The sequence below is a fragment of the Nostoc sp. EspVER01 genome, from assembly GCF_034530635.1.
Lineage (GTDB): Bacteria > Cyanobacteriota > Cyanobacteriia > Cyanobacteriales > Nostocaceae > Nostoc.
Genome location: NZ_JAVRCS010000024.1, coordinates 22,059 through 36,062, shown reverse-complemented (window position 1 = coordinate 36,062; position 14,004 = coordinate 22,059). Strand labels below are relative to the sequence as shown.

At 42.1% G+C, this 14,004-nt stretch carries 14 protein-coding genes; 5 read left to right on the top strand and 9 right to left on the bottom strand.

Annotation, left to right across the window (positions count from 1 at the left end; translation table 11 throughout):
• Positions 1–675 precede the first annotated feature (675 nt).
• The 4 genes from RMX69_RS19615 (at position 676) to RMX69_RS19600 (ending at position 5,888) form a co-directional block, all read left to right on the top strand.
• Positions 676–1,083, top strand: coding sequence for a hypothetical protein (locus tag RMX69_RS19615; RefSeq protein WP_094348002.1), 408 nt, complete (start codon positions 676–678; stop codon positions 1,081–1,083).
• Between the two features lie 4 nt (positions 1,084–1,087).
• Positions 1,088–2,353 carry a glutamate-5-semialdehyde dehydrogenase gene (locus RMX69_RS19610; RefSeq protein WP_289799466.1) on the top strand — a complete coding sequence of 422 codons (1,266 nt, stop codon included), beginning with the start codon at positions 1,088–1,090 and terminating at the stop codon, positions 2,351–2,353.
• Between the two features lie 422 nt (positions 2,354–2,775).
• On the top strand, positions 2,776–4,347 hold the full coding sequence (locus tag RMX69_RS19605) for an alkaline phosphatase (protein WP_322638454.1): 1,572 nt from the start codon (positions 2,776–2,778) through the stop codon (positions 4,345–4,347).
• Between the two features lie 689 nt (positions 4,348–5,036).
• Complete coding sequence (locus tag RMX69_RS19600) at positions 5,037–5,888, top strand: universal stress protein (RefSeq protein ID WP_322638453.1); 852 nt, start codon at positions 5,037–5,039, stop codon at positions 5,886–5,888.
• Positions 5,889–6,064: 176 nt separating this feature from the next.
• On the opposite strand, the gene psbM is transcribed toward RMX69_RS19600, so the two are convergent.
• From psbM to RMX69_RS19575, 5 genes are all read right to left on the bottom strand, one after another.
• Positions 6,065–6,181 (bottom strand): photosystem II reaction center protein PsbM, encoded by a 117-nt coding sequence (gene psbM, locus RMX69_RS19595; protein ID WP_084227279.1) that lies wholly within the window; start codon positions 6,179–6,181, stop codon positions 6,065–6,067.
• 249 nt (positions 6,182–6,430) lie between these two features.
• Positions 6,431–6,727 (bottom strand): 2Fe-2S iron-sulfur cluster-binding protein, encoded by a 297-nt coding sequence (locus RMX69_RS19590; RefSeq protein ID WP_289799463.1) that lies wholly within the window; start codon positions 6,725–6,727, stop codon positions 6,431–6,433.
• 185 nt (positions 6,728–6,912) lie between these two features.
• Positions 6,913–7,050 (bottom strand): photosystem II reaction center protein K, encoded by a 138-nt coding sequence (locus tag RMX69_RS19585; protein ID WP_006195022.1) that lies wholly within the window; start codon positions 7,048–7,050, stop codon positions 6,913–6,915.
• A 78-nt stretch (positions 7,051–7,128) separates the two neighbouring features.
• Complete coding sequence (gene tgt / locus RMX69_RS19580; protein WP_322638452.1) at positions 7,129–8,277, bottom strand: tRNA guanosine(34) transglycosylase Tgt; 1,149 nt, start codon at positions 8,275–8,277, stop codon at positions 7,129–7,131.
• A 539-nt stretch (positions 8,278–8,816) separates the two neighbouring features.
• Entirely contained in the window at positions 8,817–9,269 is a 453-nt protein-coding gene (locus RMX69_RS19575; RefSeq protein WP_099102673.1) for a hypothetical protein, read from the bottom strand.
• Positions 9,270–9,646: 377 nt separating this feature from the next.
• On the opposite strand from RMX69_RS19575, the gene cobS reads away from it, so the two are divergent.
• Positions 9,647–10,426, top strand: coding sequence for an adenosylcobinamide-GDP ribazoletransferase (cobS, locus tag RMX69_RS19570; RefSeq protein ID WP_322638451.1), 780 nt, complete (start codon positions 9,647–9,649; stop codon positions 10,424–10,426).
• Positions 10,427–10,493: 67 nt separating this feature from the next.
• Here the strand turns inward: cobS and RMX69_RS19565 are convergent, their stop codons facing one another.
• The 4 genes from RMX69_RS19565 to RMX69_RS19550 form a co-directional block, all read right to left on the bottom strand.
• The gene (locus tag RMX69_RS19565; protein WP_289799460.1) at positions 10,494–10,949 is read right to left on the bottom strand and encodes a PPC domain-containing protein; all 456 of its coding nucleotides are present in this window, start codon (positions 10,947–10,949) and stop codon (positions 10,494–10,496) included.
• 86 nt (positions 10,950–11,035) lie between these two features.
• Complete coding sequence (locus RMX69_RS19560; RefSeq protein WP_322638450.1) at positions 11,036–11,713, bottom strand: ComF family protein; 678 nt, start codon at positions 11,711–11,713, stop codon at positions 11,036–11,038.
• 26 nt (positions 11,714–11,739) lie between these two features.
• Positions 11,740–12,228 carry a GNAT family N-acetyltransferase gene (locus RMX69_RS19555; protein WP_289800126.1) on the bottom strand — a complete coding sequence of 163 codons (489 nt, stop codon included), beginning with the start codon at positions 12,226–12,228 and terminating at the stop codon, positions 11,740–11,742.
• A 382-nt stretch (positions 12,229–12,610) separates the two neighbouring features.
• On the bottom strand, positions 12,611–13,777 hold the full coding sequence (locus RMX69_RS19550; protein WP_322638449.1) for an AI-2E family transporter: 1,167 nt from the start codon (positions 13,775–13,777) through the stop codon (positions 12,611–12,613).
• Between the last annotated feature and the right edge of the window lie 227 nt (positions 13,778–14,004).

Sequence of the window (14,004 nt, the reverse complement as noted above, 5' to 3'; positions counted from 1 at the left end):
AAACCTCTTGAATTTAAGAATTCCAAGAGGTTTAGTATTTTTAGGGTGCGCTAAAGCATTTGTAGATTAGCTATGCACCCTTGTAAAGCCCTTCAAGTGTTTACAGGTCAAGAAAACTAGCCACAATCTATATATTTAGACAAAGAGTTTCACACTACAATAGATATTTTAGTAATTCCTGCTCTGTAAACACTTGTAAACTCGAAGGAATAGATATTGGACATAATGCCGATCTAACCTTGAGAACTGATAGTAATATATAGTTACAGTGACCCAAAGAAAAATTAGCGGGTTTGTTGATGTGTGTTGTTTACGAGCGTAGCCTTCCCAAAGGATTTGCTTTAGGAGTGGTTGCCACCTATGCTTAAAATTGTACCAGGTGTGTCAGCATAATAAATCCCCAAAAACGCAACCACATTACCTTGAAAGCGACAGATGAAGAGAAGGAAATTTTTAAACAAGATCGCCAGCTACGGGGAAAAATTACAAATAGATAACTCCGTACTGATTTGGCAATTAGTAGGATACTTAAAGTTAGCTGCATCTACTGTTTGTAATCAGGGCAATGTTTGCATCACCTTTTTATGTGTATAAAGACAGAAACCTTTAAAGTGTTTACCAAGGCATTATATTCTCATAGTTCGTGTAAAACACGCTCAAGTTATTAGAACGCTTGTGCAATCTCAAAAACCCGAAAAAATCGATTTCAATACCGAATACCCCTGTCCCTGTCGTCGCCGGGGTCAGTTAATTCCGATTACGCTGACAGAAGCATTTGGTTGCGATCGCTGTCAGCAAATCTTTGTTGTAGAAGATAATGGTCATGTCCTAGAACAGCTTTCCACCACCTATCCCTACAAACGGGCTTGGCGTTGGATGGGAAATAGTTGGCATGTTGTCCATCCCCGCTTGGGAGAAAGCTATCTGCCTATAGCGCTGGGCATTATTTTCGTGCTAGTGATTATATGGCTGCCTTTAGCACTGCGATTGGCAAATGGTTCCAGCATTATTGCTTGGGCAATGGTGGCGGTGCTATTGGCTATCTTACCAGCACTAATGGTCTGGCTTACCTACAGACGTTAACTCAATGACTGTTGAAGTTTTGGATGACCACCCCGAACCGATTACTAGTGCCCAACGAGCCTATCAAGCTTCCCTAAAGTTGGCGCTTACAAAGGGAGCAGACCGAAGTCGTGCAGTATTGGCAATGGCAAAGGCGATTGAGCGCTCATTTGACGACATTCTAGAAGCCAATACCTTGGATTTAGAAGCCAGTCGGGAAATGGCGGTGCCTGAGTTGATATTGGATTGGCTGAAGCTGACTCCCACCAGGCTAGAGATGACAGTAGATATTTTACAACGGTTGGGGGAATTATCAGATCCGCTGCGACGCGTTAGAACCGCTGATTATCAACTGGAAGATTCCCAAAGTTACACCCAGTTAATGCCCTTGGGAGTGATTGGATTTATTTATGAGGCGTTTCCCGATTTAGGGGCGATCGCAGCGGGTTTTTGTATCAAAACTGGTAATTGTATAATTCTCAAAGGCAGCACCGAAGCTAGCCATTCCAACGCCGCTATCGCTGAGGCATTGCAAAATGCGATCGCAGAAGTTGGTCTAGCTCCTGGTTGTCTAGAACTGATCACAGCAGAACATGGGGCTTCAGTTCGGGATCTAGTCACCCAAGACCAGTACGTGAATTTAGTGATTCCCTATGGACGTTCTAGCTTAGTGCAGCAGGTAGTCAGACAGTCAACTTGCCCAGTTTTAAAGTCAGCGATGGGTAACTGTTACCTCTACTGGTCGCTGAATAGTAGCTTAGAAATGGTACGCTTGATGATTCTTAATAGCCATCAAAGTGAACCCGATCAAGTCAACGCTATTGAAAAAGTACTAATTCATCGTCAAGCTTTGCCATCATCTTTAGCTGTCTTGTGGAACAGCTTGATGGAAAAAGGCTTTGAAATAAAAGGGGATGCAGAATTAGTCCAAGCCTTTCCCCAGTTGCAGCTGGTGAAGGAAGGCGAATGGGGAAACCCTTATTTAACGAGGACAGTAGCTTTTAAACTAGTGGATAGCTTAGAGGCTGCGATCGCCTGGATTAATGAATACAGCAGTGGTCATGCTGACTCCATCGTGACTGAATCTTATCAGGAAAGTCGGCAGTTTGCCTTGGGAGTTAACAGTGCCTCTACCTACATCAACACTTCCCCGCGTTTTTCCCGCAACCCTTCGCGGGGAGATTCAGTATTTCTCGGTATGTCTAATCAAAAAGGTCATCGCCGGGGATTTATCAGCCTGGAAACCTTGACTACCGTTAAGCACATTGTTCAGGGAAATGGCAGATTTTAAATAATTCGTAATTCGTAATTATAAGAGGGTTTGCCAAAAGTGCCTGTAGCGGCAGTTCTGTTTAGGTTAGGGTCTAAATGTCCTACAAAATTCTCCCAATAGCCCAATCCAATTTTAAACTTAACACAATCTTAATTTCTGCTTGATCCTGGGTTGGTAACTTTTTTGTGGTTGGTTGAGCAGCTATTAGGAGACAAGTTAAATCAACATAATTAGTAATTACTAATTCATAATTCATAATTATTAGACGATTTAGAATCTGCTGTTTCTATAAGAAGCAGCCATATTTGTTTAGGTTTAAATCCCCATACAAAACGCAATTACGAATTAGGAATTACGAATTATTTAAACTACTATTTGTGCTTTTCACAACTGACCCTCCTAAAGTTTGCCAACTGTATTTACATCTGGGTAGGGTGAATATGGAACTTATGGATGGTGATCGGCTGCTAGCAAATCGGTGCAAACGGCGGAATTTTTTGTTGGGTGCAGGATTGTTAACAGGGTTAACAATCGCTAGCCAATGGCATCCGGTATTGGCTAAATCAAGGTTTTCTAGCTATCCCTTCAGTCTTGGTGTTGCCTCTGGCGATCCTTTGCCGGATGGTGTTGTTATCTGGACACGACTGGCTCCCAATCCACTCTCTGGAGGTGGAATGCCACTGGTAAATATTCCAGTGCGGTGGCAAGTCGCCCTTGATGAAAACATGAAACAGGTTGTGCGGCGAGGAACAGTGCTGGCGACACCAGAGTTAGCGCACTCAGTCCACGTTGATGTTCGTGGGCTGGACCCTGAGCGTTGGTACTGGTATCAATTTCAAGCAGGTAAGGAAGTTAGCCCCATTGGACGGACTCGCACAGCACCAGCATTTTATAGCTATACCCAACAACTGAACTTTGCTTTTGTCTCCTGTCAAGACTGGCAAAATGGCTACTATACGGCTTATCGGCATTTGGCTGAGGAAAATCTTGACCTTGTGATTCATCTGGGTGATTACATCTACGAATATGGGCCACAATCTGGTGGGCCGCGCCAGCATAATAGTCCAGAAATTATCACTCTTAAAGACTACCGCGATCGCCACGCCCTCTACAAAACTGACCCAAATCTTCAAGCTACTCATGCGGCTTTTCCCTGGATTGTCACTTGGGACGATCATGAAGTTGACAACAACTACGCCAACTTAATTCCCGAAGACAACCAAACCCAAGAGGCTTTTAGAAAACGCCGAGCCAATGCGTACCAGGCTTACTACGAACACATGCCCTTACGTCAGTCTTCATTGCCCAAGGGCCCAGATATGCTGCTTTATCGGCGGTTCACCTACGGTAATTTGGCTGAGTTTAATGTACTAGACACAAGGCAATACCGCACTAATCAACCTTGTGATGATGGAATTAAGCCTCGCTGTCCCCAAGCTTTTGATCCAAATGCTACCATGACAGGCTCAGAGCAAGAGCAATGGCTACGGAAAGGGTTAGACCAATCGCGATCGCGCTGGAATGTGATTGCTCAACAGACTATGTTAGCCGAGTACAATTTCAATAGTAGTGCAAGTGCCGATGTCTTCAATGTGGATCAATGGGACGGTTACGTGGCTGCACGTAATCGGCTTTTGAGTTTTCTCAACCAGCGCCAACCCTCTAATCCAGTGGTAATTACTGGAGACATCCATTCTAGTTGGGTACACAACCTCAAGCTTGACTTCAATAACCCAAACTCGCCGACGGTAGGCACTGAGTTTGTAGGAACTTCAATTACATCTGATTTTCCCACCGCATTTATCGCTCCAGTTCAAGCTTCCCTAAGCAACAATCCCCATACTAAGTTCTTTGACGGTGCTTACCGAGGATACGTCCGCTGCAACCTGACTCCAAAACGCTGGCAAACTGACTATCGCGTTGTATCAAGCATCGTTGAGATGAATGCCTCTGTCAAAACCCTAGCTTCGTTTGTGGTTCAAAACGGACAACCAGGGGCACATCTAAGTTAAGCAAATCTCACAAGTCATCAAACAAACCCTCCAGATTATATTTGGAGGGTTTCAATATAGTATTAAATATGATTTCGACTATTAGAATATCCGAATTTGGATGTTGTTATCCCGCATTTTGCAGATGTTCGGATATAGCAATCCTATCTGATTTACCAAAACTGTACAACACTTAAAAAAGCAGAGAATATGGGAAACTCAGGAATAATGTATACTATCCAAGTCGAGAAGCGTAGGCATAGCCCGCACTTCGGCTCATTTCGGCTACGCTCAATGACCAACGCTCAGTGACCGTCGTAGACATCGCCTCTTCAGGCTTATACTGAATCAATTTTACTATAGAATTATTTTGGCATTTGTTTGCAATACTTAACTAACTTCTAATTAATAAAAGTAAACATAGATTAAAAATAATAACTAACATCCTAATTTATTAAGTTCATCGGACTAATTTGAGAGTATGCTGAATAGTTGAAGTCTGGTTAAAAGTTTAAGTAACTAAGTGCAAATAAACTTAAATATTTGTTTAGTTTTTTATCCTTTGTCATTTATTTGAGTGTTAAATACTAAAAAATAAAGTTTATTTATGCCAACTTACTAACTAGGCTGTCAAACAAGGTGGTGAAAATCCGACCAGAGCCAAGTACCAACAGCGAAAACAAAAGTAAACTTCACAAAAATTACGTAAGATGATCAGAAGAATTTTGCTGGCTGTATCGGGATTGGGACACGCAGAGGAAATGCTCAAAACCCTGAAAGAAATCCCTTCAATTCAATCTGCAAAAGTTACGATTTTGCATGTTGTTCAAGCACAAAATGCTGCTGCTACCATGACAACTAAATGGGAAAATGGTGGCAAAATTCTGGCGAATGCCATTCAAACCTTGAACTTAGATCCTAGCCAAGTTTCTTCAATTTTGCGTGAAGGCGATCCCAAAGATGTAGTTTGCCAAGTAGCTGATGAAATCGACGCTGACTTGATTATTATGGGTTCACGCGGACTGAAGCGACTGCAATCGATTTTATCGAACTCAGTCAGTCAGTATGTTTTTCAGCTATCTTCTCGCCCCATGCTGCTGGTAAAAGATGACATTTACGTTAAAAGAATTAAGCGCATTATGGTGGCGATAGATAACTCTGATTCAGCAAAAAATTGCTTGAAATTGGCATTGTTTTTACTGCGAGATATTCCAGGTGGCGAATTAATTTTGGCAAATATTAGTACAGATTTTGGCGGTAAAAAATCAGAAATCACCCAGGTTAATTCCGACAAATATCCAGTTTTAGCAGCTGCTGTTGCAGAAGCTCAGAAACAAGGCATTCAATCTCGTTCTTATATCAGCAGTGGCAAACCTGGTGAAGAAATTTGTCGATTGGCAGAAGAGTTGAATATAGACTTATTATTGCTCGGTTCTCCAGATCGTCGTCCATCGATCGCTAAGAGTTTTGTTGATATAGATAGACTCATCGGATCTTCCTTGTCTGACTATGTTCGAGTCAATGCCACTTGTCCGGTATTGTTGGCGCGGACAATCGCTTAAAGTAAACAGTGCTGAGTATAATAATTGCTGTAATGGAATAGTAAAGAAATAAGATTTGTCTTGTCTTTACTATTTAGCAGCCAGCACAGGCTACGCTAACAGCACTAAATTGATGGTTGATAAATAAAAACCCCTACACTTTTGGTGCAGGGGTTATTTATTTTATACACAAACTCTTAACTATCTTTTCCACCTTCGCGGCTAGCAGTTTGGATGTAAAGAATTAGTAAAAACACGGCGGGGACTAGTACGAACAAAATGCTCGCTATGAACCCCAGGTCATTAACTTGCATGGCAAGAAAACCTCTCTTTAATTTCCAGTCAACAACATTAGGATAGCATTATCGATGACAGAGTTATACCAATTCAAAATTCAAAACTTGTACTGAGCTTGTCGTAAAGCCTGCGGCATAGCTACGCTTCGGGCGTAGCCTTTTTGCCAGGAGAAGTATTCAAAATGTCGGCGTAGCGTCTCGTAGAGAGGAAACTCAATTTTGGTAAGTATTTTGACTACTGACTGGATACATGACAGATTTGAGAACTTAAGGCTTCGTGACTACGCTGACTGAGCCATTCACTAAAGTTTGACAGGCAAGGCGATAATTTTCTGGCTTTTTCTTGAATTTCCGGTTTTCTACTTCTGTGCGGGGGGAAAGATTTTCTAGTCCTTCGACTATCTCGACAACGCAAGTACCACATTGACCATTACCACCGCAATTGGTCATTTTACCAATAAATGTATATATATCAATGTCATTTTGTATTGCCTTGAGCCGGAGATTAGCACCATCTGCTGCCACTACTTCTTTATTTTCTTTAACGAATTTGATATTACCCATAATTAATTCCTCTTTGACTGTAACCTTGCCTTTCAAGGCTTCATATTGACATAGCTTGATTAACATCTTATTTATTATAATAATTCATTGCAAAATATTAATAAATATTAATTTTCTCAAACACGAGGCTGCAAAAAAATAGGACAGGTAAACTACCTGTCCTATAAATTGAAAAATAGATTAACTTATCTAAATCCCACAGCTGCTTGCCAAACGAAAGCAAGCAACAAGAAGAATACCGGGATAACTGGGAGAACGTCTACCAAAGGATCGAAGATTTGGTAAGCTTCTGGCAGTTTTGCTAATAAAAGTGCTGCTTCCATGTTTGTTTAAATCCACCTATCCAACACAGCTTTCATAATTGAGAAGTATCTTAACATGGTTTGAGTCTCGATCATTGGTCAATAGTCATTTGTAATTTCACCCTCATCTAATGCTAATTCAGATGAGTTGAGCCAGTGACCAAATTCTGTAACAAAGCGATCGCTCAATATTGCTTCTCTAATTTTTTGCGTAAAGCGAATTAGTTCGGTAATGTTGTGAATGCTCAACAAGGTATAAGCCAAAATTTCCTGCGATCGCACCAAATGAGATATGTAAGCACGGCTAAAATTTTGACAAGTGTAGCATGGGCAAGTTTCATCTAATGGCGTAAAATCTTCACGAAACTTAGCATTTTTTAAATTCCAGCGTCCGCCTTGGACTATCGCTGTACCATGTCTTGCCCAACGGGTGGGAATGACGCAATCAAATAAGTCTATACCAGATGCGATCGCGATCGCCATTTCCCGGTAAGTACCCACACCCATCAAGTAACGCGGCTTTTCGGGTGGTAAAAGTGGTGCTGTCACTTTGACAATCTCAGCCATCAATTCTGGCGGTTCTCCCACACTCACCCCACCAATGGCATATCCGGGCAAATCTAACTGAGCCAAAGCTTCCGCCGCACGGCAACGCAAATCTAAATACACGCCCCCTTGCACAATCCCAAACAATGCCTGATCGCTGCGTTGATGAGCTGTTATACAGCGTTCTAACCAGCGGTAAGTGCGCTCAGTTGCAGTTTCTACCTCTTGGCGAGTCGCTGGGTAGGGCGGACACTCATCAAAGGCCATAATCACATCGGCCCCCAAAGTATTTTGAATCTCAATGGAGCGCTCTGGGGTTAAGTTAATAATTTTTCCATCATGAGGCGAGCGAAAAGTTACGCCTTCTTCAGTAATTTTTCGCATCTCGCTTAAGCTAAAGACCTGAAACCCACCCGAATCTGTGAGCATCGGCCCATTCCAACCCATAAATTTATGCAACCCACCACCCCCAGCCACGATCGCTTCTCCTGGTTGTAGGTGAAGATGATAAGTATTGGATAAGATCATTTGCGCCCCAGTATCTTGTAGCTGAGATGGAGTAATAGTTTTGACATTCGCCAGCGTTCCCACTGGCATAAATCTGGGGGTTTCTACAAGACCGTGAGGGGTGAAAAACACTCCTGCTCTAGCTTTTGTCTGACTACAGCAAGCAAGACATTGAAAAGAAAAATTCGCACTCATGCCATTTGGAATTTTAGATTTTAGACTTCGGCTGCGCTCAGTCGAACGATTTTGGATTGTGAAACACTAATAGTAAAGAGTTTCAGAAATCCATAACTAGTACAACGCGGCAAAAATAAACCTATCATTCAAAACAGTCAGAAAGCTCAAAATAAAAGCTTTTTGACTTTTGCCTTGCGGTACTAGCAGCCATAAAACCAAATGGTATTAGGGCAAGTTGAAGAAAAATTCAGAAGTCAGAATCAATCAGTGGGGGATTCAGACCCACCACTTTCTGCTTGACTACTAAATTTTCAATTTGGCGGGGGTGCAAAAACGCGGTTTATTCATCCGCCATTTGTAAAGAATTCATTCTTAATTCTGACTCACTTCGACTACGCTCAGTGACCTCCTGACTCCTGAATTCTGTTTCGATTAATATTATTTGGCCATAATTTAGCCAAACACCAAAATTGGTAATTTAGTTTTAGCGAACACTTAAGCATTCATTACTAAGATAGTTACCAACTTTACGAGTATATACTCTAAATAATTGTTATTTAGAAAGAATCAGAACAGTCATCGTCAATTTCTGCATCCCACCTGGCTGAGAGTACTTGTTCCATCATCGCTTCTATGGCGCTGACATTGAAGCTTCGCTCTCGGCGCTCTTGTAAAGGTGTCGATCGGGGAATTAACCGCAGACACACTCCATCTTGCATCAAATCGAAGTAGGTTTCTTGTTGCGACGACTGTTTTAGTTCCAAGTAATCAAAACTACAAACATTCAGATATAGCGCGCGGTTAGCCACTAAGGTAGACCTTTGCGGATTGGCAAAAACTTCCATCACATCCCCTTCACCCTCGCTCAGTACCTTATCTTCTTGGGTGTAGATGTAGTGGACTCGACCTAAATCTGCCAGCAATCGCCGGATGTCGAGCTTATTCACAATGATGCCCGTGTTAATAATGCACGGAGCTGGTATCCTGGTGTCGGGTAGATGGTGACTCATAGGAAAATTGCGATTGAGCTAAGGAGAGCAACAACATAGCTAAACTGTCATAATTGAATAGCTTGTTTACTCCCTACATTTAAAAAAATATCAATTTTGTGGGGCAATCGTCTAATAATTTGGAGTAAGTTTTTAGTTAACGAATACAAAACACAAATTTTGCATCCCTGATGGAATTTTAACTTCCTAAGTTACTCGTTTTTGTATAAAAAAGTACCCAAAATTATTTGTTTACCACTTAGACCAGCATAACAAAATTTTCAACGAGAATGTTTAATGGAAGTAAATCTTATTTAAAGTTTTAAAGTCTACTGATGTCGGTTGTACCGAAATTATGACTATTATCCAGCAATTTACCAAAAATTAGTGTAATTCAGATGACGAAACAGCAACAGTGGTGGAAAAAACTGCTGTTAAAGCTGGCAGCTAGTATCATATTTTATACAAGTATTCCACTACCGTATTTGAACGGATTGGATTTTCAGGGAGTGGCACTTCTTGCTTCGCTTGTCGGGGTTATGATTGGGGGAATTTTAGGATTGCTAGATACGGGGATGGATTATATTGGTATGCCCGTGTTAACTCGTAGTGCTTTAGTAGTAAGTGTTTGGATTGCCATAACTGGAGGATTGCACTTAGATGGGGCAATGGATACTGCCGATGGTTTGGCAGTAGGCGACCCAGATCGGCGACTGGAGGTGATGGCAGATAGTGCTACAGGAGCCTTTGGAGCAATGGCTGCGATCGCCTTGGTGATACTGAAAATAACAGCTTTGACAGATATGCCAGAAAACCGTTGCTTATTGCTGATGGCTGCTTGTGGCTGGGGACGTTGGGGACAACAATTAGCGATCGCCCGATATCCTTATCTGAAAGCAACTGGTAAAGGCGCATTTCACAAACAAGCCATTCGTTCTTACAAAGATTTGTTGCCGGGATTGTTGTTGTTGTTTAGTTTGAGTGGTTTACTTTGGCTAATAGATAAACAACAGCTATTTCTCGCACTGATAATGATAATTGCTGGTAGTGCGATCGCCACTTTAACTGGTGTATGGTTCAACCACAAACTAGGTGGACACACTGGAGACACCTACGGCGCAGTCGTTGAGTGGACTGAAGCCTTATTTCTCTGCGTATTGACCGCTGTAGGAAGTTAGGAGTGAGGAGTGAAAAGTGAGGAGTTAAAAATCCTAACTCCTAACTCCTAACTCCTAACTCCTAACTCTATTTAATCGGTTGCAACTTTGTCACTTTGAGTTTAAAAGCCCCAACCCCAGTTTCTCCAAAAGACCGGACACGAATAACATAATTCCCTGTCTCTACGATGCGAGTAAAGAGTAAGGAATTGCTACTACCATCAGGGCCATCATCATTTTCTGCCAGAGTTGAACCATCAGGAGCCAGCAGTGTGATGATGCTGTCAAAGTTTTCCGATGACAGGTCAACTGCTAAATTATCGCCCTTCTGCAACTTCACTGTGTAATCACGGGCAAACCCACCTTGACCGGTGGGAATATCTTTGTCAGACAGGCGATCGTCAATTTCAGTACTGTTAGATAAAGGAATTGGACTATACAATTTATTTTGAGCAAAAGCTGCACTGGTACTAATGCCTATTGCCAGCAACGTGGCAGGAATGATGATGAGTTGTTTTAAACCTGCCGCCAAAACTTTATTCATACATTTCAAGCAATTTTTCTACAAAAATAGGGTAATTCGGTCAATTTATGTACTTATCTGTCAAAGCTTGCCCATTGCTTCTTAATTTATCCGTCTTTGACGGCAGTGGCTACAGCTACTAATCCTAAGACCACAATTCCATACTGACGAAGTGTTTGCACAGCAGACCTGGCAGTAGCACCAGTAGTATAAATGTCGTCCACTAACAGCACAGGGACATTTGGAGGACGATGGCGAAATTCTTGCCCAATAGCAAAAGCTTGGTTCAAGTTTTTTTCTCGTTTAGATACCGACAAACCAAACTGCGCTTCAGTTTCTCGCACTCTTGCTAAACCGTTTAGTTGCAATTTTAATCCAGTTATTTCGCAAAAACTTTGTGCTATCAGTGCGGCTTGATTGTATTTACGTTGTTTTTGTTTGCTAGCGTGAAGTGGGATAGGAACTACTACAGGCTGGCTATCTCGCTTCGGTGAATTTAACAACCATGCTTCCCCTAACCATTGACCTAAAGGACGAGCTATTTGGGGTTGATTTTCGTATTTCATCGCTGCGATCGCTCGTTTCACTGGGCCACCATATTCTCCCCAGCCAAACACAGGTATAGGCTCTTGCCATAGAGAAATCGGGTCTTTACGTTGACATTTTTGCAGTTGTCTGGTGCAGTTCTGACAGAATTCTTGGGAAGTTGCGCGTTGACATAGAGGGCAATGGGATTGGAGAAAAAGATTGAGTAAGCCTGTGAGATTTTTAATCCAAGCGTGCATTTAGAATTGTCCTTTGTCATTAGTCATTAGTCTTTGACCAATGACTTAAAATACACGCGATCGCACCTTGTTGTTTCCACTCCTGTTGCTGGAGTGTAGCCATTGCTTTCATACAGCTTGACTGCTTCCACCAAAACACTGGCGGTTTCAATCCAAATTTGTTGAAAACCACGCTTTGCGATCGCTGCTTCTAGCTGTTGTAACAAATATTTCCCTAATCCTAAACCCCTGATGCTGGGCAAAAGATACATTTTGCGGATTTCTACAGCTTTTTCGCCTCGGTGTATGGGGTAGTATGCTCCAGTACCTACTAACTGACTTTGGTGTTCAATTACCCAAAACTCTCCCCCAGTAGCTAAATAACATTCCTCTACTCGCAGCACATCTTGGTCAGCACCCTTGGGTTCCCAAGCCAGACCGTATTCTGATAATACATAACTGATGACTTCAGCGGCTCTTGTGCGATCGCTTTTCACCCAATCACGAATTAAAAAATCTTGATAATAGTTTTTCATTACCATTTGCTGGTCAAGTTTACCCAGAAAAATTTTCCGCATCTATATCCCAATTTACTCAGCAAATCGCAATTCTTGCAGAGTTCATTTCAAGCTGTAATCTCAAGGCGTGAATTTAAAAGCTTAAAAGCTATTTAGAATATTGAAGCGAAACACCAATTGGCATTCATTTCTTGTGGCAAGGACTGACTTTTCACGGTATTTGGAAAATTTTTATATTAAACAATCGCTGGCAACAGAATTTAAGAAATAAGAGGGGTAAAGGGTAAAAGGTTGATAATAGTCTCCCACCATAGGAGCAATAGCTTTTTACCCTTTACCTTGCCCCTTAACGTTCAGGGTAAATAACTGATGATACACTTCCTGCTCCTGCCTTCTTGTATTAAGGCAATGTTGGTTCAGAAATGCTCAAAGTTTTGTTGGCGTCAGCTTTCGAGGACTCATTTGCTGGAACGGATGCAGTTGTCTCCCCAGTGGCGCTGTCGTTTGTCCCCCTACCAGGACGCAAGGCACTTAAAGCAGTCTTAATCACAACAGCTGTAGGTACTGCCACAATTACACCCAACAGTCCGCCAATTCTTGCCCCTGTTAAGACCGAAATTAAAATCCAAACTGGATTTAAACCAGTAAAACTGCCTAAAATTCGGGGGGCAATTAAGTTTTCGAGAATTTGCTGTACAATTACCGCTGCGATCAACACTCTCACACCCATTGAAAAATCTTGCAACGCCACCAACAGTGTAGTCATTGCAATGCCTACAGAACCGCCAAAGGGGACGAGAGCCATCAGGCCAATAGTTAGTCCGAATAGCAATCCAAACGGCACTTTCAACCACAAAAAGGTAGGAATAAGGGCTGAAGCCATACAGGTAGATAAAATCAACTGGGTGATGAAGAAATTTTGGAAGCTTAGGCGGACTGTTTTAGAGAAAGGCTCGCGAAATTTATTAGGTAGCCATTCGACTAAACTTTGCCAGAGTTCACCCCCGTGCTGTAAAAGATAAAAAGTCAAAACCATCGTCAAGAGAATATCTAGCAGACTAGTAACTGTCAGTACAGCTAGATTTAAAACTTGTCCAGCGATCGCTTGTAATTGTCCTTTGACGCGATCGTTGATTTGCACCACCAGAGCATCGAGGTTAATCGGTAAGCCAAAAGTCTCAGCTTTTCCGTTTAAGATCATTAACTGAGAGCGTCCAGAGTCGATTAAATCTGGTAAACGCGCCACCAGTTGTTGAGCTTGGGTAAGAGCCAGGGGAAAAAGTGTCACACCCAACGCCAATAAAATCGATAAAGCCAAGAGAAATACTAAAATAGCGACTTGCTCTCTTCTAGCACCATGATGCTCCATCCAGCTCACGGGGTAGTTGAGCAGAAATGCTAGCACTGAGGCTCCGACTAAAATGACTATGAGAGAATGGAAATAATTGAAAAATACCGAAATTGCCCAACCATTGATAACTAGCAGCGGAGCGAATAGCGCGATCGCCCCGATTCGCGCTATTGGAGTAAATGTTTGCCACCAGTCGAGTAGCTTACGTGTCTGCATTTTGAGCTGATTGCGGAATATAACTAAATGAAATTTTTCTTTACAGCTTATTATCTCTAACTATACGAGTCTTATTCATCCTTCTAGTTTAGGAGTTAGACTAACCCCAATGAAGAATTTTGAACCAAAAGAGAATTGGGAGTGGGGAATGGGCAATGGGGAGTGGGGAAGCAGAACAGCAGGGGAGCAGGGGAGCAGCACTTCTCTACGAGAGGCTTCGCCAACGA

Excerpts from the sequence above, each read along its gene's own strand:
- cobS (WP_322638451.1), top strand. The coding sequence starts at position 9,647 with ATGACGAAACAGCAACAGTGGTGGAAAAAACTGCTGTTAAAGCTGGCA.
- RMX69_RS19565 (WP_289799460.1), bottom strand. The coding sequence starts at position 10,949 with ATGAATAAAGTTTTGGCGGCAGGTTTAAAACAACTCATCATCATTCCT.
- RMX69_RS19590 (WP_289799463.1), bottom strand. The coding sequence starts at position 6,727 with ATGGGTAATATCAAATTCGTTAAAGAAAATAAAGAAGTAGTGGCAGCA.
- RMX69_RS19555 (WP_289800126.1), bottom strand. The coding sequence starts at position 12,228 with ATGAAAAACTATTATCAAGATTTTTTAATTCGTGATTGGGTGAAAAGC.
- RMX69_RS19550 (WP_322638449.1), bottom strand. The coding sequence starts at position 13,777 with ATGCAGACACGTAAGCTACTCGACTGGTGGCAAACATTTACTCCAATA.
- RMX69_RS19560 (WP_322638450.1), bottom strand. The coding sequence starts at position 11,713 with ATGCACGCTTGGATTAAAAATCTCACAGGCTTACTCAATCTTTTTCTC.
- RMX69_RS19575 (WP_099102673.1), bottom strand. The coding sequence starts at position 9,269 with ATGAGTCACCATCTACCCGACACCAGGATACCAGCTCCGTGCATTATT.
- RMX69_RS19605 (WP_322638454.1), top strand. The coding sequence starts at position 2,776 with ATGGAACTTATGGATGGTGATCGGCTGCTAGCAAATCGGTGCAAACGG.
- RMX69_RS19585 (WP_006195022.1), bottom strand. The coding sequence starts at position 7,050 with ATGGAAGCAGCACTTTTATTAGCAAAACTGCCAGAAGCTTACCAAATC.
- RMX69_RS19610 (WP_289799466.1), top strand. The coding sequence starts at position 1,088 with ATGACTGTTGAAGTTTTGGATGACCACCCCGAACCGATTACTAGTGCC.
- tgt (WP_322638452.1), bottom strand. The coding sequence starts at position 8,277 with ATGAGTGCGAATTTTTCTTTTCAATGTCTTGCTTGCTGTAGTCAGACA.
- psbM (WP_084227279.1), bottom strand. The coding sequence starts at position 6,181 with ATGCAAGTTAATGACCTGGGGTTCATAGCGAGCATTTTGTTCGTACTA.
- RMX69_RS19600 (WP_322638453.1), top strand. The coding sequence starts at position 5,037 with ATGATCAGAAGAATTTTGCTGGCTGTATCGGGATTGGGACACGCAGAG.